22 protein-coding genes and 1 tRNA gene are annotated in these 23,505 nt (G+C 50.0%); 14 read left to right on the forward strand and 9 right to left on the reverse strand.

Going from position 1 to position 23,505, the window contains the following annotated elements:
- Nucleotides 1-784 precede the first annotated feature (784 nt).
- Nucleotides 785-858, reverse strand: a tRNA-Pro gene (locus B5F83_RS05090).
- 256 nt (nucleotides 859-1,114) lie between these two features.
- On the opposite strand from B5F83_RS05090, the gene B5F83_RS05095 reads away from it, so the two are divergent.
- Together B5F83_RS05095 and B5F83_RS05100 are read left to right on the forward strand one after the other, a co-directional pair.
- Nucleotides 1,115-1,789, forward strand: coding sequence for an ABC transporter ATP-binding protein (locus B5F83_RS05095; protein ID WP_087277967.1), 675 nt, complete (start codon nucleotides 1,115-1,117; stop codon nucleotides 1,787-1,789).
- 50 nt (nucleotides 1,790-1,839) lie between these two features.
- The gene (locus B5F83_RS05100) at nucleotides 1,840-2,568 is read left to right on the forward strand and encodes a hypothetical protein (RefSeq protein WP_143822465.1); all 729 of its coding nucleotides are present in this window, start codon (nucleotides 1,840-1,842) and stop codon (nucleotides 2,566-2,568) included.
- Between the two features lie 89 nt (nucleotides 2,569-2,657).
- Here the strand turns inward: B5F83_RS05100 and B5F83_RS05105 are convergent, their stop codons facing one another.
- The 5 genes from B5F83_RS05105 to B5F83_RS05125 form a co-directional block, all read right to left on the reverse strand.
- Nucleotides 2,658-3,140, reverse strand: coding sequence for a hypothetical protein (locus B5F83_RS05105; protein ID WP_087277860.1), 483 nt, complete (start codon nucleotides 3,138-3,140; stop codon nucleotides 2,658-2,660).
- A 14-nt stretch (nucleotides 3,141-3,154) separates the two neighbouring features.
- The gene (locus B5F83_RS05110) at nucleotides 3,155-3,574 is read right to left on the reverse strand and encodes a hypothetical protein (RefSeq protein WP_087277856.1); all 420 of its coding nucleotides are present in this window, start codon (nucleotides 3,572-3,574) and stop codon (nucleotides 3,155-3,157) included.
- A gap of 393 nt (nucleotides 3,575-3,967) precedes the next feature.
- The gene (locus B5F83_RS05115) at nucleotides 3,968-4,480 is read right to left on the reverse strand and encodes a sigma-70 family RNA polymerase sigma factor (RefSeq protein ID WP_087277964.1); all 513 of its coding nucleotides are present in this window, start codon (nucleotides 4,478-4,480) and stop codon (nucleotides 3,968-3,970) included.
- A gap of 56 nt (nucleotides 4,481-4,536) precedes the next feature.
- Complete coding sequence (locus tag B5F83_RS05120; protein WP_087277853.1) at nucleotides 4,537-5,499, reverse strand: transketolase C-terminal domain-containing protein; 963 nt, start codon at nucleotides 5,497-5,499, stop codon at nucleotides 4,537-4,539.
- 21 nt (nucleotides 5,500-5,520) lie between these two features.
- Complete coding sequence (locus tag B5F83_RS05125; protein ID WP_087277849.1) at nucleotides 5,521-6,357, reverse strand: transketolase; 837 nt, start codon at nucleotides 6,355-6,357, stop codon at nucleotides 5,521-5,523.
- A 113-nt stretch (nucleotides 6,358-6,470) separates the two neighbouring features.
- On the opposite strand from B5F83_RS05125, the gene lepA reads away from it, so the two are divergent.
- The 6 genes from lepA to B5F83_RS05155 all read left to right on the forward strand — a co-directional run bounded on the left by lepA (nucleotide 6,471) and on the right by B5F83_RS05155 (nucleotide 12,211).
- Complete coding sequence (lepA, locus tag B5F83_RS05130) at nucleotides 6,471-8,258, forward strand: translation elongation factor 4 (protein ID WP_087277846.1); 1,788 nt, start codon at nucleotides 6,471-6,473, stop codon at nucleotides 8,256-8,258.
- An 11-nt stretch (nucleotides 8,259-8,269) separates the two neighbouring features.
- Complete coding sequence (locus B5F83_RS05135; RefSeq protein ID WP_087277843.1) at nucleotides 8,270-9,211, forward strand: glycosyltransferase; 942 nt, start codon at nucleotides 8,270-8,272, stop codon at nucleotides 9,209-9,211.
- 18 nt (nucleotides 9,212-9,229) lie between these two features.
- Nucleotides 9,230-9,364 carry a DNA cytosine methyltransferase gene (locus B5F83_RS10835; RefSeq protein ID WP_204207334.1) on the forward strand — a complete coding sequence of 45 codons (135 nt, stop codon included), beginning with the start codon at nucleotides 9,230-9,232 and terminating at the stop codon, nucleotides 9,362-9,364.
- A gap of 6 nt (nucleotides 9,365-9,370) precedes the next feature.
- Entirely contained in the window at nucleotides 9,371-10,936 is a 1,566-nt protein-coding gene (locus tag B5F83_RS10700; protein WP_087277840.1) for a DNA cytosine methyltransferase, read from the forward strand.
- 214 nt (nucleotides 10,937-11,150) lie between these two features.
- Nucleotides 11,151-11,909: a hypothetical protein gene (locus B5F83_RS05150; protein ID WP_204207336.1), complete on the forward strand. Its 759-nt coding sequence runs from the start codon at nucleotides 11,151-11,153 to the stop codon at nucleotides 11,907-11,909.
- Nucleotides 11,906-12,211, forward strand: coding sequence for a site-specific DNA-methyltransferase (locus B5F83_RS05155; RefSeq protein ID WP_087277838.1), 306 nt, complete (start codon nucleotides 11,906-11,908; stop codon nucleotides 12,209-12,211). The genes B5F83_RS05150 and B5F83_RS05155 overlap by 4 nt, the downstream gene beginning before the upstream one ends.
- Nucleotides 12,212-12,346: 135 nt before the next feature.
- Here the strand turns inward: B5F83_RS05155 and B5F83_RS05160 are convergent, their stop codons facing one another.
- From B5F83_RS05160 to B5F83_RS05170, 3 genes are all read right to left on the reverse strand, one after another.
- Nucleotides 12,347-15,520, reverse strand: a complete 3,174-nt coding sequence (locus B5F83_RS05160) for a glycoside hydrolase family 2 TIM barrel-domain containing protein (RefSeq protein WP_239383827.1) — start codon at nucleotides 15,518-15,520, stop codon at nucleotides 12,347-12,349.
- A gap of 7 nt (nucleotides 15,521-15,527) precedes the next feature.
- The gene (locus B5F83_RS05165) at nucleotides 15,528-17,690 is read right to left on the reverse strand and encodes a M6 family metalloprotease domain-containing protein (RefSeq protein WP_087277835.1); all 2,163 of its coding nucleotides are present in this window, start codon (nucleotides 17,688-17,690) and stop codon (nucleotides 15,528-15,530) included.
- Between the two features lie 141 nt (nucleotides 17,691-17,831).
- Nucleotides 17,832-19,475 carry a hypothetical protein gene (locus tag B5F83_RS05170; protein WP_143822466.1) on the reverse strand — a complete coding sequence of 548 codons (1,644 nt, stop codon included), beginning with the start codon at nucleotides 19,473-19,475 and terminating at the stop codon, nucleotides 17,832-17,834.
- Nucleotides 19,476-19,635: 160 nt separating this feature from the next.
- On the opposite strand from B5F83_RS05170, the gene B5F83_RS05180 reads away from it, so the two are divergent.
- The 6 genes from B5F83_RS05180 (at nucleotide 19,636) to B5F83_RS05205 (ending at nucleotide 23,488) form a co-directional block, all read left to right on the forward strand.
- Nucleotides 19,636-20,859: a sigma-54 dependent transcriptional regulator gene (locus B5F83_RS05180; protein ID WP_087277958.1), complete on the forward strand. Its 1,224-nt coding sequence runs from the start codon at nucleotides 19,636-19,638 to the stop codon at nucleotides 20,857-20,859.
- Between the two features lie 13 nt (nucleotides 20,860-20,872).
- The gene (locus B5F83_RS05185) at nucleotides 20,873-21,394 is read left to right on the forward strand and encodes an LptE family protein (protein WP_087277825.1); all 522 of its coding nucleotides are present in this window, start codon (nucleotides 20,873-20,875) and stop codon (nucleotides 21,392-21,394) included.
- 13 nt (nucleotides 21,395-21,407) lie between these two features.
- The gene (locus B5F83_RS05190; RefSeq protein ID WP_087277822.1) at nucleotides 21,408-22,028 is read left to right on the forward strand and encodes a hypothetical protein; all 621 of its coding nucleotides are present in this window, start codon (nucleotides 21,408-21,410) and stop codon (nucleotides 22,026-22,028) included.
- 13 nt (nucleotides 22,029-22,041) lie between these two features.
- Nucleotides 22,042-22,398 (forward strand): preprotein translocase subunit SecG, encoded by a 357-nt coding sequence (gene secG, locus B5F83_RS05195; protein WP_087277820.1) that lies wholly within the window; start codon nucleotides 22,042-22,044, stop codon nucleotides 22,396-22,398.
- Between the two features lie 164 nt (nucleotides 22,399-22,562).
- Entirely contained in the window at nucleotides 22,563-23,153 is a 591-nt protein-coding gene (locus B5F83_RS05200; protein ID WP_087277817.1) for a PspC domain-containing protein, read from the forward strand.
- 8 nt (nucleotides 23,154-23,161) lie between these two features.
- On the forward strand, nucleotides 23,162-23,488 hold the full coding sequence (locus B5F83_RS05205) for a PadR family transcriptional regulator (protein WP_087277955.1): 327 nt from the start codon (nucleotides 23,162-23,164) through the stop codon (nucleotides 23,486-23,488).
- Nucleotides 23,489-23,505: the final 17 nt, after the last annotated feature.

The raw sequence follows: 23,505 nt of genomic DNA on the forward strand, positions 1-23,505 counted from the left end.
ATTGACTGTCAGCGGATCCAGAAAAGAAGGCTGGCTGTGGGGTGGAAAATGACACGATAAATTCCTATTTTACCCCCTCATTCCGCTTCCATTCCTTTTCCGGACCAACGGATAATTCCGGTCGGAATCTTCCGTGTCCTTATTTCTCTTCCATGACCCGAACAAAATCAACTGCCATCCTTTCGGGAGAACAGCTTCTTAATATGTAAGGCCGTACAGCGAAGTATGAACGGACGGGACACTTTTTCTACCCCATAGCCAGCTGGTAGTTTTACAATATATTGACAATCAACATTTTACCAAAACTACCCCTGCGCTTGGGTACTTCAGAAAGTACCCAAAGCCAGCCCACGTTTTTACAACACACTGATTATCAACACTATCAACCTCAACAAGATGGCTATGTGGTGGAAAATTTGCCGATAAAATACGGTTTTCCTTCCTTCATCATGGCCTTTGTCTTTTTTCTCCCGGGATGTTGCTTTATCTGTCACGAAATGGAACCGTGAAGTGTAGCCAACTTTATGGATGCGTTGACTATCGGCATTTAATAACCTCAGGGGAAAGTGCACCTGATTCGCGGGAAAGTGGTTCACTTTCCCCGGGAAAAAAGGCGAAATGGCGGTAGAATCAACATTTCCAGCGGGAAAGTGCACCAAAAAAGCGGGAAAATGGTTCACTTCCCCCCCAAAAGACAGATGAAGAATACCGGACCGGCGGATAATGCCAATCATACCAAAACGAGAGACGGCCAGAATTGCTTCCAGCCGTCTTCTTCAATCTGTCGGGGTACTGTGACTCGAACACAGGACCCTCTGGTCCCAAACCAGATGCGCTAGCCAACTGCGCCACACCCCGAAAGAACGTTTCTTCCGAAACGGACAGCAAAGGTAGGCTGTTTTTTTTACTTATCCAAATTTTGAAATAAAATTCTCAAAATTTCTCATCTGGCATAGTCGAAAAATTGCATTAACTTTGTCAAAATAATTTTTAGGGACTCATTCAATAGAGATTCTTCATTATGACGGCACAAGCAGATAGCACGACATTGGCAGAAAGCATGGCACAGACAAATGGCACGGAACGGTCAGAAGGCATGATACGGAAAGCAAGCATGATACGGGCAGAAGGGGTAGAAAAATCATTCGGACAGCTGAAGGTACTGAAAGGAGTGGACATTTCCGTGAGAAAAAGCGAAGTCGTGGCAATTGTCGGGGCAAGCGGGGCCGGTAAATCGACCTTCCTACAGATTTTAGGGACACTGATGACCCCGGACAAGGGGACGGTGGAAATAAACGGGAAAGAATTATCCGGACTTACATCCGCAAAACTGGCCGATTTCCGTAACCGGGAAATAGGCTTCGTTTTCCAGGCACACCATCTGCTGCCGGAATTCACTGCCAAGGAAAATGTAATGATGCCCGCCCTCATCGCCGGAGAAAGTTTTGCCTCCGCATCCAAACGCGCGCTGGAACTGCTTGAAGAAGTAGGACTTTCCGGAAGGGCCTCCCACAAACCTTCCGAACTGTCAGGCGGAGAACAGCAGAGGGTGGCGGTAGCCCGCGCCATAATGAACAACCCTTCGGTACTGTTTGCGGACGAGCCGTCTGGAAACCTCGACAGCAAGACGAAAGAAGAGATACACGGGCTGTTCTTCAAGCTGCGCGAACACTTCGGGCAGACAATTCTGATAGTCACCCACGATACCGGACTCGCCGCCATGTGCGACAGGGCCCTGGAAATGAAGGACGGTAATTTCATAACGATTGATTCGTCCCTCGCTTTCTGATGCATTTGTTCCGGTTTAAAGAATTCTCGATACGCAACGAGGCAGCCCCGATGAAAATCAATACGGACTCCGTGCTGCTCGGTGTCTGTTGCAGCATCTTCCCTGAAGACAGGACAATCCTCGACATCGGCACGGGCACAGGGGCGGTAGCCCTGATAGCCGCACAAAGGCTAAACAAGGCCCAGGGCGGCAGGCCGGGCCGGAACGGCCTGCTTCCCGGAACCGGAATAACGGGAATCGACATCGACAACGCCGCCGCGCAGGAAGCCTCATACAACTTCGGCCTGTCGCCCTGGGCCGCCAACATGACAGCCGTACACACCTCGCTTGCGGATTTCCAAAGCGGCAATCCACAGGTTCGACAACCCGAAAACGCCGCCGGAGGGCCGTACGACCTTATCGTTTCCAACCCTCCGTACTACGACAACCTTATCAAGTCACATGATGAACGGAAAAGGTACGCCCGCCATACAGACCGGCTGTCATACAGGGACATTCTCGAGTATGCCTGCGCCAATCTTTCGGAAAAAGGACGGGTGACGATGATACTTCCGGCAGCAGACAAAATAGCCGTGCTTGCAGAAGGCTCGGACAAAGGGCTGTACCTGAACCGCATAACCTACATACACCCGACAGAAGACCGCCCGGAAAGCCGCATCATAACCGAATTTTCGCGGAAAAGGCGGCCCTTGGAATCTGAAAGACTGACCGTTTACAGAGACGGAAAATACAGCATCGAATACATAAAAAAGACCTCAGAACTGTATTGCAAGTTCTGAGGCCAAAAACTAACCACTAAAAAACCACTAACTATACTACAAAACGCCCATCATATTGCATGAATCATGCCGTAATGGGCTTTGGAGCTTTATTTTTTTCCTTTAAGATTTCTGAACTGCTTCATCATGAAGTGCTCCTCCGCGATGAACAGCCTGGCCGTCTTCTCTTCGGAAAGCACCTTGCTTACCTCATCCCGTGTCTTTTCCCTCATGCCGTCACAATTTTCCGCAGCCTCTATATACCTGTCCAGAAGACGTGCTATCTCCTTTTCCGGCTGCCCTTCCCTTATCGCATCCTCGAGAAGCCTCATGCAATCACGCGATTCACGATGATATTTTTCCCGCTCGTCCTGCAACATATTGTAAACAGGCCAGAAGAGCTGTGCCTCCTCGGGAGTGAGATCGAGTTCGGAAGTAAAATAAGCTATTTTTTCAGCCATTATCTTCTCTTTCCAGCCCCTGTCATGACCGCATCCCGGCCCGGCAGGCCCAGAAGCGGCAAAGGATGAAACCGGCAAAAAGGAAAATGCGAAACAGCAGAAAATGAAAATAAACCAAAAATTTTTCTTCATATCGTAAAAAATTATTATTCGTCCTCGTCATAAGTGGCCGCGAGATACAGCATGACCCGGTCTTCGCACATAAGGTACTCGACGACCTCGTCTTCAGTCAATGCATTATCGGATGTCGCGGACGAATCCTCATCGGAAACGTTGTAGACCACAGCCTTCATCATATCGTACTCGTCTAAGGACATGAAATCCGCCCCGTCTTCCCTGCCGGTAAGTTTCATTATCCCGAAACCTATGGCAAAGACAAGGGCAAAAGACAGGGCCATGCCCAAAGCCGGCTTGAAATATCTCTCCCATACACCGGAACCCTCCGTCCCGAGGCCTCCGATACGTCCCATTATCCTTGTGTCCAACGAGCCGAAATAGCCATCTGGAACAGTGTACGGATTGATTTTCAAACTCTTGTCTTCTATGTCCTTTATCTTGTCTTCCACGATATTATGATTAAAAACAAACACTTATTAGACAGGCTCCGAGGGCAAAGGTTTAGATGAAGCGGGAAATTTTCATTCCTGTCCCGTAATTTTCGTAAGGTCCGGTCTCATCGCTTACGACGATTTTCCCGCTCCACTCGCCCTCAAAGCTGTGTGGGGTTTCCGCATCGTCATAACACAGGAAAGAAACGGTATAAGTCCCTATGTATCTCGCAATTCAGAAAAACAAACATCAGAAAAACAAACATTTCCGAATTGTCAATAGAAGAAAAAACCGAGCTTGCCAAGTCGGTTTACAAAAAATACAGGGCAGATTCAAAGCAGATTTCCCGCCTGACAGGACAGACCGGTTCTGCCGATACTTCGAACAGCCAATCCGATGCACTGAACAGATTAGCCGATGCTTTCCTTCATGTCGGACACTATTTTCTTGTAGGCATGGTGGTACGAAGCTTTCAAGGCGCCTACAGATGTGCCGAGGATTTCCGACATATCCTCATATTTCATTTCTTCGAAATACCGCATGTTGAATACGAGACGTTGTTTCGGAGGCAGCGAGGCTATGGATTTATACAGTTTTTTCAGTATTTCATCCCCGTTGAACCACGGGTCCGTCTCGACCGAGTAGGGCGGAGAGACTTCACCGAATGAAAGGAACGAACGAAGCCTCTTACGGTTGAGGAAAGTTACGGTCTCATTCGTAGCTATGCGGTATATCCAGGTAAAAAGACGGGATTCCCCGCGGAATGAAGGGAGTCCCGTCCATATTTTCATGAAAACGTTCTGAAGTATATCATCGGTGTCTTCGTGGGAGCCGGCCATCCGTCTGATGTGCCAGTACAGTTTTTCCTTGTAGGTGTCCACTATCGCCCCGAACGCCTCTTCAGTGCGCCCGTTTTCAAACATTTCTATGATTCTCCCGTCTTCCAACCGGATACTGTCGAGCCTTACTATGGCAGGTATTACCTGTTTTTCCTGCCGACAGCCTTCCGGGCGGCTTCCACAATGTGGGCCGCATCAAGCCCGTAGGCTTTCATCAATTCGGAAGGGGAACCGCTCTGGCCGAACTTGTCATCCACCGCCACAAATTCGACAGGTGCAGGATAACGCCTTGCAAGAGTACCGGAGATGAGTTCTCCCAAACCGCCTGCGATGAGATGCTCTTCAGCGCATACGGCCGCCCCGGTCTTCATGACCGAAGCGACGACAGCCTCGGTATCCAACGGTTTTATGGTATGTATGTCGATTACTTCCGCTGATATCCCCTCATTTTCAAGTTCTTTTGCAGCCTGCAAGGCTTCCCAGACAAGATGGCCGGTAGCAAACACGGACACATCCGAGCCCTCGACGAGTTTCAGGGCCTTTCCTATCTCGAAGACCTGGTCTTCCGGAGTAAAATTAGGCACGGACGGACGTCCGAAACGGAGATACACCGGCCCCTGGTATGCAGCGGCAGCAACAGTGGCAGCCTTTGTCTGGTTGTAGTCGCAAGGATTGAGCACCACCATGTTTGGAAGCACCCTCATAAGGGCTATGTCTTCCATTGTCTGGTGGGTGGCACCGTCCTCACCGAGGGTAATGCCGGCATGGGAAGCTGCTATCTTGACATTGGTATTGCCGTAAGCCACTTCCTGGCGTATCTGGTCATAGACACGCCCGGTTATGAATTCGGCGAAAGACCCAGCAAAAGGAATCTTGCCGGTAAGGGCGGCACCGGCGGCCACTCCTATCATGTTCGCCTCGGCGATACCGCACTGGATGAACCTCTCGGGCCAGGCTTCGGCGAATTTTTCCATTTTCAGAGAACCTGCAAGGTCGGCACATAAAGCGATTATCTCGGGATTGCGCGATGCGGCTTCATAAAGCCCGGCGCCGAAACCGCTGCGGGTATCCTTGTTTCCGGTATTTATATATTCTTCTTTCATATCTTCAAAAGTTTTCAATGATTAATAATCTCCTAAAGTTTCTTCGAGCTGCGCGAGGGCGGCTGCGGCCTGCTCATCCGAAGGTGCCTTGCCGTGCCATTTGTGCGTGCCGCACATGAAATCCACACCCTGGCCCATGTTGCTCTTAGCCAGGATTATGGCCGGCTTTCCGGCGGCTTTTGCCTTGTCGAAAGCACCGAGGAGGGAATCGAAATCATGGGCGTTGCAGACTATGGTTTCCCAGCCGAATGCCTTCCATATAGGTTCATAATCCTTCACGCCTGCAACATCGGAAACCTTGCCGTCAATCTGCTGGTTGTTCCAGTCCATTACGGCTATCAGGTTGTCGAGTCCGTGATTTGCGGCAAACATGGCCGCCTCCCAAATCTGGCCTTCCTCGCATTCTCCGTCTCCGAGAAGAACATATACGCGGTTGCCGTCCTTGTCCATCTTCTTGGCGAGAGCAATTCCGGCCGCTGCCGAAAGCCCCTGTCCGAGAGAGCCTGAAGGCTGGAAAACTCCCGGAAGGCCTTTTTCCGTACAAGGATGCCCCTGGAGCCTGCTGCCGAACTGCCTCAACGTGCCGAGTTCCTTAATGTCGAAATACCCGCTCCGCGCAAGTACCGAATAATACACCGGAGCAAGGTGTCCGGCTGAAAGGATGAAGGCATCATAGCCCCTGGCATCCCTTCTCCAACCGGACGGATTGTGCTTCATTACATTGAAATACAAGGCCGTCATTATCTCAGTGCTGCTGAGAGAGCCACCCGGATGCCCCGACTTTGCGGAATGCACCATGCGTATGATATCGCGCCTCACCTGCGACGCGATGCGTCTTAGTTCTTCTGTTTTAGACATAAGCTTTAAAATTTAATGGCAAAACCGGAAACTGTCCCCCAGTTTCCAAACAGTAAGCAAATGTACGCCCTTTTTTCAATTTTCGCTATATTTGCACCATATATTTCTGTAAAATGAAAAACATTAGGAATTTTTCAATCATAGCCCATATCGACCACGGGAAAAGCACACTGGCGGACAGACTGCTCGAAGCGACCCGCACCCTCAGTGAAAGAGACATGGAAAACCAGGTTCTCGACTCGATGGATCTCGAGCGCGAAAAAGGCATAACTATAAAGAGCCATGCAATACAGATGGAATATGCCAAAGACGGGCAGAACTATATCCTGAACCTGATTGACACCCCGGGACATGTGGATTTCTCATACGAGGTGTCACGCGCCATAGCTTCCTGCGAAGGGGCGCTCCTTGTAGTGGATGCCACCCAGGGCATACAGGCCCAGACCATCTCGAACCTGTATCTCGCAATCGAGCATGACCTGACCATAATACCGGTCCTGAACAAGATTGACATGGACTCGGCCATGGTGGATGTCGTAAAAGACCAGGTCGTGGAACTTCTCGGCTGCGACCCGGACGAAATCATCCTCGCCTCCGGGAAAACAGGCCAGGGAGTGGATGAAATCCTCGATGCGATAGTCGACCGCATTCCGGCCCCGGACGGAGATCCGGAAGCCCCTCTCCAGGCTCTTATTTTCGATTCCGTATTCAACTCTTTCCGCGGAATCATCGCCTACTTCAAGGTGGAAAACGGCTCCATCCGTACCGGCGACAAAGTAAAATTCTTCAATACCGGAAGGGAGTACGAAGCCGACGAGGTCGGGGTTCTGAAAATGAAGCTCGAACCGCGGGACGAGATACCGTGCGGAAGCGTGGGCTATATCATTTCCGGAATAAAAACAGCCGCCGAAGTCAAGGTCGGCGATACCATAACCCATGTGGACAGGCCATGTACTTCCTCGATAGAGGGATTCGAAGAAGTAAAACCAATGCTTTTCGCCGGAGTCTACCCTGTCGAAGCGGATGAATACGAAGACCTGCGCGCCTCCCTCGAAAAACTCCGCCTGAACGATGCTTCGCTCGTTTTCGAGCCGGAATCCTCGCTTGCCCTCGGCTTCGGATTCAGATGCGGTTTTCTCGGGCTTCTGCACCTCGAAATAGTCCAGGAAAGGCTTTACAGGGAATTCGACATGGACGTAATCACCACCGTCCCGAATGTTTCGTACAAAGTCTACACCACCCAGCACGAAGTCCTCGACGTACACAATCCTTCCGGACTTCCCGCACCTACGCTGATAGACTATATCGAAGAGCCCTACATCAAGGCCCAGATTATTTCGAAAAGCGAATTTTTCGGAGGCATAATGAAACTCTGCCTCGACAAGAGGGGAACGCTTACAGGACAGCATTTCCTTTCCTCGGACAGGGTCGAACTCAATTATGAAATGCCTTTGGCCGAGATTGTCTTTGATTTTTACGACAAACTCAAATCCATCTCAAAGGGTTACGCCTCCTTCGATTACCATGTCATCGGATTCAAGAAGGCGGACCTGGTAAAACTCGACATCCTCCTCAACTCCGAGCCGGTTGACGCGCTTTCAAGCCTGATACACCGCGAGCACGCATACGATTTCGGAAGGAAAATGTGCGAAAAACTCAAAGAACTTATCCCGCGCCAGCAATTCGATATCGCCATACAGGCCGCCATCGGAGCGAAAATCATCGCCCGCGAGACCGTAAAGGCCGTGCGTAAGGACGTGACCGCAAAATGCTACGGAGGTGACATCACCCGTAAAAGAAAACTGCTTGAAAAACAGAAGAAAGGCAAGAAGCGCATGCGCCAGGTAGGCAATGTGGAAGTGCCTCAGAGCGCCTTCATGGCCGTATTGAAACTCGACTGACATAAAACTTCATGAAGATTTATGCGGTCATAGTGACATGCAATGCGATGAAATGGATGGAAAAATCCCTTTCATCGCTTTTCTGCGATAACCGGCACAGCATCAGGCCGCATGTCATAGTTGCGGACAATGCTTCCACGGACGGGACTCTTGAATACATAAGCCGTACTTTCCCCGAAGCCGAGATAATCCGGACGGCAGAGAGCGACGTAAATCCAGACGTAAAGCATGGTTTTACAGCCGCGGCACAGGCCGGGATAGACCGTGCCCTTGCATCCGGAGCCGAGGCCGTACTGCTCATGCACCATGATGTCTGGCTCGCTCCAGAGGCTCTGGAAGCTCTCGAAGCCTGCTGTACGGACGATTCGCTTCTTGTCCCGGCATACCTGAACGGCCCGGGGACGGATTATGAAACTTCATTCTCATCCAAAACCGTCAGACACTCACGGGAACTCCGCAAGGCCTTGAAAAAAAACAGGGCAGATGCCGGCAAAATCCGTGTCGGAAACGTCCCGTCGGGCTGCTGGCTCATCCCGGCGGACCTGATTAAGGAAACCGGCCCGCTCAACCCGTTTTTCGACACGGCTTCAGGCGCGGCTTCCGAATATCTCGCACGTCTGAGATACCTCTCAAAAGGCATCTTCGTCGTTCCGCAAGCCAGGGTTTTCCACGACAGGGACAGCTACGGGGACAGGACACTTTATGACAAAAACGATATTTTCAAGGATTTGCTGCTCATCGGATGCGACCCGGGAAAATGCGGCATCGCCCGCGCCGCCGCAAGGATTTCGCTGTTTTTCGGCCTCATACGCAAGACCGTCCATTACAGGGTGAACCTTTTCCCGACGTACTTCAATGATTTACGGAGAATCAGGGCCATGCGGCCGGAATTGCGGAAACTAAGACGGCGATATGAGGATTTTTCCGTAAGTTTGCATTCGGATTCCATCTGACAGGCAATGAAAGAAAAAATGTTGACAGGAGTATCTTTGTTTTCGGGAGCAGGCATTGATGAACAATATATTGAAGATGCCGGCGTAAAGATTATTGCCGCCAACGAACTTCTTAAAGAAAGGGCCGACCTGTACAGCTCACTGTATCCCTAGTCCAAAATGATTTGCGGGGACATTCTGGATGAGGAAGTATATTCCTCCCTTGTCAGCGCGGTTCCGGAAAAGATAGACTTCCTTCTGGCCTCCCCTCCGTGTCAGGGGATGAGTGTCGCCGGGAAAAACAGGACCTTGGAACAAATGTGCCAGGACGAACGTAATTTTCTTATATTCAGGATTATCGACTTTATAAAACTGAAGAATCCGGACTACGTGATGATAGAAAACGTTCCCCGGTTTTTAAGAATGGAACTGCCTTTCATGGATAAAAAGATGAAAGTGACGGAAATCCTGGCAAACTCATTCCACGAAGATTTTGTTATCGATGCAAAAGTCTATGATGCAGCGGATTACGGCGTTCCCCAGCACAGAAACAGGGCCATTATAAAAATGTACCGCAAAGGACTTGCATGGGGAGAACCGGAAAAAAGCCCATGGGTTACAGTCAGGGAGGCCATAGGACATCTGCCGAGCATAGAAGCCGGAGAATCATCCGACATCAAATGGCACTTCGCAAGAAAACACTCGGCACGTCAGGTCGAAGCCATGGCGCATACGCCCGAAGGACATTCGGCGTGGGAAAACAAAGACTATTATCCTCAAAAGGAAAACGGGGAAAGAATCAAGGCCTACAGCACCACTTACAGAAGGATTAAATGGGATGAACCTGCGCCTACAATCACAATGAGGAACGATGCGATAAGTTCCCAAATGAACGTACATCCGGGAAGGAAAAACGATGACGGCACATATTCGGACGCCCGTGTCCTGACTCCTCTGGAGCTGATGCTGCTGTCTTCTCTGCCTGCGGATTGGAACATTCCCGACGATACGCCCGAAATCCTGATACGGGAATGTATCGGCGAAAGCATCCCTCCGCTGTTGGTAAAGAAAATAGTCGGACAGATTCAAAGCGACAGACAGACCGCCATGACGAGAATAGAACGCCCCAAATGGATACTATACAGGCACACAAGCTGTTTCGAATACCTGTGCACGGTCGCCGAGACTTTAAAGTCTTTCTCTAAAACCACCATAACCAACGAAGAGAAAGCGAGACTGAACCTCAAGCTGAAGGATATGGGACTGTACTCGGAAAGGAATCCGGGCCTGCCCTTGGATGCCATAAACCACAAGATAAACCAGTTGGCTTATTACATGTTCGGTTACAAGACCCAGATAAATGGCATCAATAGGTTTATGTTCAGCCCATTAGGCAATCTGCTGCTGAAATATGTCCATGACAGGGACAAGGTATCGAAAATATTTCTCACAATGCTTTGGGCCCTCCAGTACAGGCATCCGTTCAGCGGAACGGCAAAAGAATTCCGATTGTACCCGTTCAGACTGACCTATCGGTTGCTTTCGGACGAAAGGCTCGATTATAAAGTGTATGCCTTCGAAGTCGCCTATCTGGTGATATTTACCAAAACGATGGATGAAGAGTCATACGAGCGGCTGGTCCGGTCGATTCTGGAACTCCGCAGCCTGTCAGACACCGAATTGACCGACAGATTCCTCCAAGACAGGCATGCCTACGTAAATTCCGCCTACGAATGGGATTATTAGAAGCTGTTTAAAATTTTTTCTCAGAACATTTGAGGCAGGCTTTCGCACAGATTTTTGTCGTTTTTTGAGGAGAATAGCAGAGCTATTTAACGATAAAAATGGCGAAAATGTGCCGGAATGATGCCGTAAAGAACTTTTGAAAAAATTTTAAACAGCTTCTTACATCTCCGAATTTTTAAAAAGCGCAGGGGGCCTGAAGAAAACGAAAGGGGCAGTGATTTGCAAATTGCAGCAGGGAAATACGGCGACCTATAGGAAAATAACACGGAACGCCGTTTCGTTGCCGGAAAATCTCACCGGCCTTGCAGGCAAATTGCAGAACCGGTACTCATTTTTGGACAAACCCATCCCGATGGATGACAAGGGAAGGCTGCAAATCGACATAATCAAGGAAATATACAGTTTTTATCCCGACATACTGCTTTCCGAAATAGGGGAAACGCAGGAAATCGGCAAATTGCTGGAACTGCCGAAACTGATAGATCAATATTCCAACAATCCTGAAAACGAAACGGCGTACCTGTTCGAAAACGTCCTGATAGACGGTTTCAACATGTTCTACAACGTCGATGCGAAGGGAGTCGGCGGTTCAGGACACACAGACATCGAATGCCTGTACCTCGATAAAAAGAAAAAATTTGCGGTAGAATCCAAATCCACGGCAAACAAACTATTGGGAATCAACGTAGGACGACTACGGGAACACTGTGAAGAAATCGGAGGCGAATACACGATAGTCGTAACGCCACGGTATGTCCCTGCCGCAAAACGCGACATATCGGGAACCCCCACGGTGATAATACTGGCAAGCACCTTCGCCGAATATCTTTACAACTGCATTGACAATGATATCCGGAAAATAGATTATGCCGATTTTGATAAAATAATAACGGAAAATTTGGGCAAGGACGTAAGCGGCGACATTTCCGCCCTGACAGTTTCCAAGTTTTCAGCATCCGCGGCGGGAAAATGATAGTTATTACGAATGAAGACAATATGCAGCTGATGTCGCGGTATCCCGACGGACACTTCGACCTGGCAATCGTAGACCCTCCCTACGGCGTACTCAACAAGACGTCGCGCGGAGGCGACCGCATACTGGATACGCATCTGGGCAGCGGAACGATAGCCATAGCATGTTACAATGCCGGAATCAGCCTTACAGCCTGCGAAATCAGCAGAACATATTACGAAAATGCCATAGCGAAAATATCGGAATATATTCCGGCGGACCGAATCGAACTTCTGGAAAACGAATGCAGAATAAGAGGGTGACCAAAAAGGAATTTTTTCCTCTTTGAGAATTGAATATTTGGAACCGGACTCCATCAGGAGTACGAATAAAAAGAGAGCGAGTCCGACTTTTGACCCGCCCTCTCAGTTTCAACGGAAATCCGGACGATGATATTATCACTCAGACTTCGGAGTGAACTTTACGGTAAACTCATAGGCGCCGAAAGGAACCATGTACTGCTCCATAGGCCATGCTCCCCATGAATCTATACAGCCGAGTCCCATCTGCACCTTGTCGAAGCATACGGAAGTGAAACCGTCGCGCACAAGCTCGGCAGGATGCCTCTGCCCTTTCTGCTCCACAGGCCCTTCATCGAGGGTTTCCTGGGAATAAGAGAGCGATGAGGCGCTGAAATATTCCGGAGAACTGATTGTCAACGCGACCTTCCTGCCGTCACGAGACTCCGCACCATCGTCAACCAGTGTCCATTCCTTCAAGTCACTGTGGGTTCCGCATTCCTGAGGGCGCACGTAAGGATAGAACATGTCTTCAACGGAAGACGAATAACAGCCGAATACCGCCGACCCCTTGCGGTCGGAATAATTTTCCCACGGACCGCGGCCGTAATATTCCACCATGTCGAAGGTTTCAGGCATTTCCATACGCATTCCGAAACGGAACATGTATTTGTAAGCGCCATCCATTTCCGCCACCCTTTCATCAGGCACGAGTTTCTGTACTACAGCCAGTTCCCCTGCCTCGTTGGCCGAATATTCCAGTTCCAGCCTTGCCGGAATGTTTTCGAATCTGAACACGGCCCTGACCGCATCATCATTGCCCGAACCGGTACCGCCGGCCATGCCGATGCTTTCCAGAACCATCTCAGGAGAATGCCACTCTCTGAAGCGGAGCTGCTGACCCGCTCCGAAATCATTGTCAGTAACGGCCCTCCAGAAATTAGGCCTTATGCTGCTGCCGTCGGCAAGCAACCGGACACCATCGTATACGTAGCTGTCGACAAGGCCCGTAGACTTGGAAATGCGTATTTCCGCATCGTTTCCGCGGAGAATGAAAGATTCCCCGGAATCCTCCACTGCGGCCATGCCGCCGCCTGCATCCAAAGGACGGTACATGTCCGCCTCTTTGAGAACATATTGGGCGTATGCCACCCTGTGCCCTGCCTGAAGCAGAGGTTCATCGGATTTCAGGACGAAATCAATATTCAGCAACAGCCCTTCATCGCCGGAAAGCCATGCAGCCACTGAATCGCGCTCATAACCCAGCACCACCTCGCAGGTCTGCTGTGGCCCGACGTTCAGACCGTCCACGACTCCGGAAACCTTTGTTTCGCAACCGGAAACAAGTTCCCATTCAAGCCTATAGGCGGAAAGGTCACGGAAAAAATATTCGTTGAATACGGAGATTTTCCCTCCGAGGGTGTCTATTAGCCCGGTCCATACAGGCTGATGATAATACCTCACCTCGTATGCATGCGGGTTCGGATTGCGGTCCGGACTGAAAAGCCCGTTATTGCAGAAGTTCTTGTCCCCGTCGCTGTCGCTGTCATTGAAATCCCCGGCGTATGCGAGAATCTTCTTCCCGTTTTTCTCATAATAGACGGACTGGTCGACAAAATCCCAGATGAATCCACCCTGGTAAGCGGGATATTTTCTTATCAGATCCCAATATTCCTTGAAACCGCCCTCGGAATTTCCCATGGCATGGGCGTACTCGATTTGAATCAACGGGCGCTTAGGGTCGTTTTCACAATATTTTATCACATCCGCATACCTCCGGTACATCGGGGAATAGATATCTGCGACCTCAAAACCCCAGTCCTGCTCGTAAATCAGAAGCCTCGTAGAGTCCATGGCCTTGACGGCTTCCCCTGCCGCCCTGAAATTCTCACCGTATCCTGCCTCGTTGCCGAGAGACCAGAATATGACCGACGGGTGGTTCTTGTAAATCTGCACATTGTCGGTGTTACGCGACACGTGCGCATCCTTGTATGCCGGATTCTTGGCAACACTGAAATCCGTATACATCATCCCGTGGGACTCCACGTTGGCCTCCGCCACCATGTAAAGCCCGTATTTGTCACAGAGATAGTACCAATAAGGATCGTCCGGATAATGGCATGTCCTTACGGCATTGATGTTGAACTCCTTCATCAGACGGATGTCCTCCTCCATGTCTTCCTTCGACACTAAATAACCCCCGTAAGGATTCATTTCATGCCTGTTCACGCCTTTGAAGAGCACCGGCTTCCCGTTCACCAATACGTTGCAGCCGTCCAGCTCGACACGGCGGAAACCGATGTTCTGCCTTATGGTTTCAATCTGACACCCGTCGCCGTCATACAGGGTGAACAGCGCTTCATAAAGGTTCGGGGTCTCGGCATTCCATTGGAGTACGTCTTCGAAAACATCGCTCACCCCTGCCCCGCCGGCCATTTCGTAAGTCCGTACTGTCTTGCCGTCAGGGCCGAGAATCTCGACACCGATCCGGCAATCCTCGGGATAATCGGCCTCAATGGCCAGGGTACCGTCCTTATAACCGTCCGCAAGGCCCGCCTCGATGCGTATGTCCGAGATATGCTTCCTGTCACGTGCATAAAGGTATGCCTCCCGCGCGACTCCGGACATCCTCCAGAAATCCTGGTCTTCAAGATAAGTCCCGTCGCACCATCTGAATACCTGGAACGCAATCAGATTTTTCTTTCCGGGAATCACGAAAGGGGTAATATCGAACTCGGCTGCTATCTTGCTGTCCTCGCTGTAACCGACAAACTGCCCGTTTACATAAAGGGTTATATTTGAAGTGACCGACCCGAAATAGGCTATGATTTCCTTGCCGTCCCAATCGGACGGAATCCGGATTTCCTTACGGTACGAACCCACATGGTTTTCCTTTACGGGAACATGCGGAGGATCGTTGCTGAATTTTTCCCTCCACGCATAGCCCACATTGACATATACCGGGTCGCCGTAACCGTTCATTTCCCATATCCCGGGAACGGGAATCTTCCCCCATCCGCTCTCATCGAGGTCGGGAACGTAAAAATTGGACACCCTCCCGTCGGCATCCTCGGCCCAATGGAACTTCCACAGTCCGTGAAGGGAAAGAAAATTCTCCGACACCTCCTTTCCCCTTTCCGCTTCGGCCCTGTCCGCAAACGCAAACATGTCGGCATGCGATTCGAGCCTGTTAATATAATTGACTTCGGGATCCGTCCACTCCTCATGAGCCGGATCGAGTCCGTATTGCGGAGGTGTCTTTTCTACGCATGAAACAAGCATCGCAGCCAAGACCGATACTGCGATAAAACGGGGAAAGGACGTGGTTTTCATATAAAAATTAATTTTCCAATTTAATGACAGTCATTATGCTTTCTTCGCGGCCGTCCGGATAGGAGATGTGCGCTTCCAGCCTTCCTTCTCCGGAAAAATCAAGAGCGAAATTGTCAGGGTCGGCAACGGCCTGCCCGTTGAAATACCACTCCACGGAAGCCTCGCCCTGGAGATTGATCAACCTAAGTTTCATGGAACCTCCCTTCGTCAAGGCCTGACGGTCCATGTAAATATAAGGGAAGTCGCTCCTGCTTTCGAAAGTCTTAAAATCGACCGAATATCCGGAACCCTCGACTCCGTCCTTTTCATACCAGATGGTAGCCGTATATGCCGTACCTGCTTCCAGACCTGTGAATTCCACACTGTCGGCCTCCGGCTCCTGAACCGAAATTTCCTCTCCGTCCTTGAACGAAAGCCGTACCTTTGCCACAGCATCCGGATCCTCGATATCGGCAGTCCATGTCAGGGTAGCCGTCTGACCTATCACAGTCAGGTCATAATCAATCACGATAGGTATTAACGGAGCATTTACGTCCTTGAGGATGAACGAAGCACCGTCTTCCGAAGGTTCTATTTCTATGTTGTCGAGATAATACTGTACCTCCTTGCCGCTCCATGACTTGTAGGCATCATGGGTTTCCGTCGAAAGCATGGTCACTTTCTTTGCTCCCGGGAAAAATACGTCTGCGGTGTTTTGTGTAGATGTCGAATTACCGGCCTCTATCAAATCCGCGCACTGATGGTAAGGATAGGCGTTCACCTCGTTATAAGGCCATCTCTCCGCCGCTGTCAGGGAGCGGCCGTAATAATAGGACCTTCCGGCAGCATTGTCGGACTTGTCGATATGGTATGCGAGAATGCCGCTTGTCGGCAGATATGCGTCCCAGCCCTCTTTCTTGCGGTATTCGATGACAAAATACTCGTCCTTCTTATCGGACTCGATTCTCAGGAACCTGTTGCTTTCATTTATAGGTTCAAGGGTCATTTTTCCGGTCTGCAACTCGGTCGGAGTAGCTATGCCCAGCATCTCCCTTTCGTATGCATTATAGTTTGGCGGAGTATTGCAGTCATTGTTGTAACATCCGCTGTCCATGAGCGAAGTCACGCCCCAAAGAGCCTCTGAAGCAGGATTACCGTCATTGTTGTAATCGGTATCGTAAGCGTCCATCAGTCCCATGGTATGGCTGAACTCATGGCAGAAACTTCCTATTGCGGTGAACTGGGAACCGTAATAGCCATTCGTCCTCAGCTCGGAAGTGCAGGCATAGTTTGAAATACGCACTCCGTCAAGCCTTAGGTTAGGATTATAATAGTCAATAACCCAAGCGTGGGACCAGATGCAGTCCTCATAAAGCATGTAATTGTCGGCCTCATCGTTTCCGGCAAAGAACATGAATACGAAATCGCACACACCGTCACCATCCAGATCGTACTCGCTGAAATCTATCTGGTCATCAAGCCCCTTGCAGGCCTCGGCCACAAGCTCGTCCGGGTGGGCATCGTTTCCGGAATAATCATTGCCACCGTAATATGACTGGGGCTTAGGCGCGGTAAACGTTCCGAAAACATCAAACTGGAAATCGGCCAGATCTCCGAACTGCGCCTTGAAATAGTCCTTTATCGAACCTGTCGCGCCGTTGTACGAATAACCTTCCTCGCTGCACAGGGCGTTGAACTTTGCCATATCGCCTTCAGTGAATTTTACATCCGAAAATTCGACAAGAATGATTACCGCCTTGACCAGCCTTCTTTCAGCAGCTGCGACCGGAGTTTCGGCTGTTCTCATGAAATAAGGGCGCTGGAGCTCCCCGTATGCCCTCCGTCTCTCTCTTGCGTTTTCCTGCAATTCGACGAAAGGGATGTTTTTCGAAGCCGATATGACCGACGAAGGGACATTCCTGTCGCTGACCCTGTAGTCCGTTTCTTGACGTTTTCCGTCCTCATAAATCACATATCTGAGATAGCCGTCATCGCCGAGGGTGACTGCCGCCCCGTCCGTCGTAGTTGTCACTTTGAAAAATTCGTCGCCTTGGAACAGCACCGTAACGCTGCTTCCATCCGGCTGATTTACCGTCAACCTGTTATGCCTTACCGGCAGGGCATAGCAGATATTTGCCAGAAGAAGCAACATCGCGCCTGACAAAAACAGTTTTTTACAATATTCCGACATCTTATAAAAATATTTGGATTAACTTAAATTTGTTTTAAAGAGGCAAATATAGGAAAAAACAGGAAGAAATACTAAAAATGCGGGAGCGTGCCGATGCATGCCCCCGCGTTTTTTAAATTATTTCTCAGACCTTCCCGAATCTTACCTGTACTGTGCGAATTCGATGTCCTTTGCGGCCCTTGCAGCGAGTTCGTCGTTGCTTTCAACCTTTGCAAGATTTGCCTTCACAGCCTCTGCATCACCCTTGCGTGCGGCGATGATGGCTTTGAGATATGCCGAATAAGGGCATTCGCAGGTAATTGCCTTGGAAGCGTCGTCCAACCTGTCATTGAGGATGTAAACTATCTTCAGGTTGTGGTTGTCAGTGCCTTCGAGTTTTGCGAGAGCCGCTGCATAATCACCTGAATAGATGTCGATGATGGCAAGGTTCTCTTTGGAAGTCTGGTTGTTTGCAGCCTTGAACAGACCGGCAGCCTCTTCGCAGTTGCCGTCAGCAAGTGCAAGCGCGCCTTTGAAGTTCTTCACGAAGCAGCACTCCTGATTCCCGACTTTTGCAAGTTCCTTTCCGGCAGCCTTCATGTCGCCCTGATAGTACCTTACGACAGCAAGGTTGTACTGTGCACGCTCGCTGTTGTATTTCTCGATGGCCTGGCTGTATATGGTTGCTTTGCCGTCGAGCTCATCGGTAATCGAAGCAGCACGGAGAAGGGCTTCCTCGTCGAGGATGTCGATATTGTCATTGATAAGGGCGATGAGTTCTTCGTTACTGTAGTTGGTGAACTCGATGTTGGCGATGAGCCTTGCACGACGGAGCTGAGGAAGGATGTCCTTTGCAAGAGTCTTGTAGACTGAAGACATGTTCTTGATTTCACGCTCGCGGACAGCAGGGTCGCTGTACATGGAGAGGACACGGAGGATAAGGTCCTTGTCTTCGATATTCGAAGCGGAAACGAGTTCCTGGAAGCCTTCCCAGTCTTCTGAAACGTTCTGTACATTGACAGGGGCGTCGATAGGGTTCTTCTTCGTAATCTTTTCGTATGCCTTGTCAGCTGTATTGGCACGTTTTTCAGCGAGGGTGGTGTTGAAATCCTCTGGTCCGTCAGGAGAAGCGTATGCTATGATGTCGGTACCGGTGATTTCCCTGCGCTCGTCTGATTTGATAGCCTCAAGAGCGGCATTCCAGTCCTTCACTTCCTGTTTCCTGAGCTCGGAGTTGCGTACTGTCGAATTGTTTATCGTGTACATAATCTGGGCCTCTTCGGTCTCTTCGATTATCTCCTTGTACGCATCAGGCATGTAGTCCACTTTCGCCAGCTTGCTTGCAAGCATGTAAGTGGTATTGGCACCGTCGGCAACCTTGATTACAGGAGTCTCGTAAGTCTTGTTCTTGAACTTAACAACACCCCTGAGTTCGAGATGGCTCTGCTCCATTCCCGGAACATAATCGAAAGATACGCGCTCCTTGACAGTGGCGCCGTCCTTTGCTATCACTTTATAGTTGTCCTGTACCTTCTCTCCCTGATACATGAACGGCTCCATTGCGGACTCGCCGCCTTCATAGACAATGACAGGGGTTACTTCGAGAATCGCTTTAGGATGGAAATAGTCTGCCGGGCAGACAACCGTTACTTCAGCATCGATTTTACCGCCGACAACCTCAAGGATCTGAGGTTCGCAGGTAACAACAACGTTCGCAGCATCTTCAGCCATTTTTTTAGGAGAGCTGCAAGCCATGACAGACACTCCCGCGAGAGCGAATGCCAACATTTTAAAAACTCTGTTCATAATAAAATCCTATAGTTTAAAAATTATTATCATAATGTATTTTCACCGTAGCACCGGCAAAAGGATACAAAAATCAAGCTACAAATATAATAAGCTGTTTTTAATTTTTCAAAAAGTTCTTTGGGAAACTTTCGGGTATATTTTCTAACTTTGCACTATGTTGAGTCAAGAAGAACTACAGAGAATCAAGAGCGGCTTCGACATCATCGGCAATGATGCGACCCTCAATTATGCCGTGGAACTCGCATACAGGGCGGCTTTCACAGACCTGACCGTCCTCGTAACGGGCGAGAGCGGTGTCGGCAAGGAGTCCATACCGAAAATCGTACACCAGTACAGCGCACGCAAACATGCGAAATATTTTGCCGTCAATTGCGGAGGCATTCCTGAGGGCACGATAGATTCGGAGCTTTTCGGGCATGAAAAGGGAGCCTTTACCGGAGCTTCGGAAAAACGGAAGGGATATTTCGAAGAAGCCGACGGGGGAACCCTCTTCCTCGACGAGGTAGCCGAGCTTCCGCTTCCTTCCCAGGCCAAACTGCTGAGGGTGCTCCAGTCGGGAGAATTCATCCGTGTTGGTTCTTCCCAGGTATTGAAATGCGATGTCCGCGTAATAGCGGCCACCAACGTACACCTCGAAGAAGCCGTTTCGCGGGGAAAATTCAGGGCCGACCTCTATTACCGCTTAAACGCCATACCTATATATGTACCTGCCCTCAGGGAACGTCCGGGGGACATAGAACTGCTGTTCAGAAAATTCCTTGCGGATTTTTCCGAAAAATACAGGACTTCCCGCCTGAGGCTTTCGGCAGAAGCGAAAAAACTGCTTACGGACTACCGCTGGCCGGGAAACATACGCCAGCTGAAAAACGTAGCCGAACAGCTTTCCGCCTTCGAATCGGTTTCCGACCCGCGGCAGAGCGTGGACATTTCCGGAGAGATCATGGCGAGGTACATACCGAAAGAACAGGGAATCACACTGCCCGTAAAAAGCGGGAACGATGATGCAGGAGGATTGTCCTCAGCCGACAAGGAAATGATTTTCAGGATATTGTACCAGCTGAAAGCCGATGTGGACCGCCTCAAGGCCATAGTCCTGCAAGGAGAGGGCGCCGAAAACCAGGCACCGAAAGTCCTGCCCGCCCCGCACAACGACTCCCCTATCATCACCCCGCATGCGGAACACTATACTGTCGATGACTACGACATGGGCGAGGAACATACGATAGTGGACAGGCCCCTGTCCATACAGGAAGTAAGCGAGGAGCTCATCAAGGCCGCACTGAAGCGCAACGGGGGAAAACGTAGCGCGGCGGCGGCAGAACTCGGCATTTCCGAAAGGACACTGTACAGGAAAATCAAGGAATACAATATAAAAATGTAAAATATAATAGGATATGACGAAAATTTTCAAATATCTGTTGCGTGCCGGAGCCCTTGCCCTGCTGGGCCTGAGCGTATCGTCATGCGGGATTTACTCGTTTTCCGGTACTTCCATCCAGCCGGACGTCCATTCGATAACCGTGAATTTCATCGAAAACAGGGCGTTGCTCGTGAATCCGGAACTGAGCAACCTGCTGACAGAGGAACTCATTGACAAATACCGCAAGCTCACCTCGCTCGACATACTGGACGAAGGGGGAGACTTAGAGGTAGGCGGCGAGATTACAGGCTACGATGTACGTCCGACGACGGTGACGGCCGATGAGGTAGCTGCACAGAACAGGCTGACCATCACTGTAAAAATGTACTATGTCAACAACAAGCATCCGGAAGAGAATTTCGAGTCGAAGTCATTCACCGCTTACGAAGACTATGACTCCACCCAATCGCTGGATGCCGTACAAAGTTCGCTGTGCCAGACTATCGTCGAAACCATAGTCGAGGATATCTTCAATGCGACAGTAGCCAACTGGTAAGGGAAACTCCATCATGGATGCTCTGGAAAAAATGTCGTTGGCGGAACTGAGGGGCCAGTTATCCATGACCCCGTGGTTTGCCGCGGCCCATATCGAATTGGTCAGAAGGGTTTCCGCAATAGGCCCGGGGGTAGGAAGCGAATTCGAAAAGGCAGCCCTCAACGTATGGTCGCGGGCTACCCTGTACAGGATAGTCAATGAGGCTTCGGGAAAACGGGACTTTACTGATGCGGACATTACCGAAGCCATACGCGCTGGGCTGAATGCCGGGAAAGAAGACAACGGCACCGGCGAGGGCCGTACCGCCGGGCAATCCGAAAACGCGGCACCGAGGGTAATCGTCCTCGGCGGAGATTATTTTTCCCGGGAGGATCTCGATTCGCTCAAGGCGGAAGACAGAATCTTTTCCCTTCTGGGAAGAAACGCAGGAACCGAAGGGACGGCGGAAGAGCCGGAACCCGCATCTCCGGACAAACCATTCGACGACATGCGTTTTTATACCGAAACGCTGGCGGCAATTTATGCCGAACAGGGATATTTTGATAAGGCTAAGGAAGTTTATGGCAAACTAATTTTGCTATATCCAGAAAAAAGTGCTTACTTTGCATCCCTTATTGAAAAATTGAAACAATAAAAATCAAAATATTATGTACATAGCTTTATCAATCATCATTGTTATCGCGTGCGTGCTGCTTACCCTCGTAGTGCTGGCCCAGAACAGCAAAGGCGGCGGACTTGCAGCCAATTTCGGAGCAGGAAACCAGACTTTCGGTGTCCGCCAGACTGCCGATTTGCTGGAAAAACTCACTTGGATACTTGCAGCCGTAATCCTGGTATTGTCCATCCTTTGCTCGTTCTTCACAGCCGAAAGGAATGCAACCACAATCGACGTTACCAAGCAGATAGAGGCCACAACGACAGAAATACCTGCTTTCCCGGCCAACACTTTCAACGCCGGCGGAGAGGCTCCTGCCACCAATGCGGCAGACTCGACTGCAAACTAACCTACTGCACGACAACACGATAAGAAGGATTTTCACAATCCTTGCGACATTATAAGAGGGCGACCGGAATCCGGCTGCCCTCAATTTTTTTTTAAAATTTTACTACTTTGTGATACAAGGTATTTAAAATTATTCATATATTTGCAGCACCAAATATTTTAAAAATGAAAAGAACATTGAACATTGGAATCGGTAAGCGAAACTTCATCATAGACGAAGACGCCTACCATAAGTTGAACGGATACCTGAGCGCGTTCAGAAAAGAACTGGGCGGGGCTTACGGCTCGGACGAAGTAATGGACGACCTTGAAATGCGCATTGCCGACATATTCACCGAAAACCTTGCGGGCAGCGGCAACGTAGTGGACATAAGGCTTGTCGAAGCCGTCATACTCCAGCTCGGGATGCCGAACGGGCCGTACCGCGAAAACAGCACTTCCGAAGAGAACAACGGAAGGGATTGGGAATGGGGATACCGGGCTGACGAGCCGAGAAGGAAACTCTACAGAAACCCCGATGACAGATTCCTTTTCGGAGTATGCGGTGGGCTCGGCGCGTTCCTCAACATCGATTCGGCCATCGTAAGGCTGATTTTCGTAATCCTCCTGTTCTGCGGCTCGGCAGGATTCTGGATTTATCTCGTGCTGTTGCTCATAGCCCCTATGGCAAAGACCCCTTTCCAGAAATGCGAAATGAGAGGTATCGCCCCTACGGCTGAAAACATGAACAGGTTCAGGACTAATAAAAACTATTGATTATGAACATTAACAGCGAAAACACCAAAATACAGATGCGCAGAGGGGTTTTGGAATATTGCATACTCCTGATACTGAGCAAGGGGGACGAATATGCCTCATCGATTATAAATGAACTGAGAAATGCGGACATGATCGTGGTCGAGGGTACGCTTTACCCGCTGCTGATACGGCAGAAGAACCTGGGACTCCTTTCCTACAGATGGGAAGAGTCCCCGCAGGGCCCGCCGAGAAAATATTACAGCATTACGGACAAAGGACGGGAATACCTTGATGAACTGGACACCGCCTGGAACGGAATAGTGGCATCGATAGATTCGATAAAAAGGAAATAAAACGACTGGTAAAAGAC

It is taken from the genome of Muribaculum sp. An289 (assembly GCF_002159555.1).
GTDB lineage: Bacteria > Bacteroidota > Bacteroidia > Bacteroidales > UBA932 > Merdivivens > Merdivivens faecigallinarum.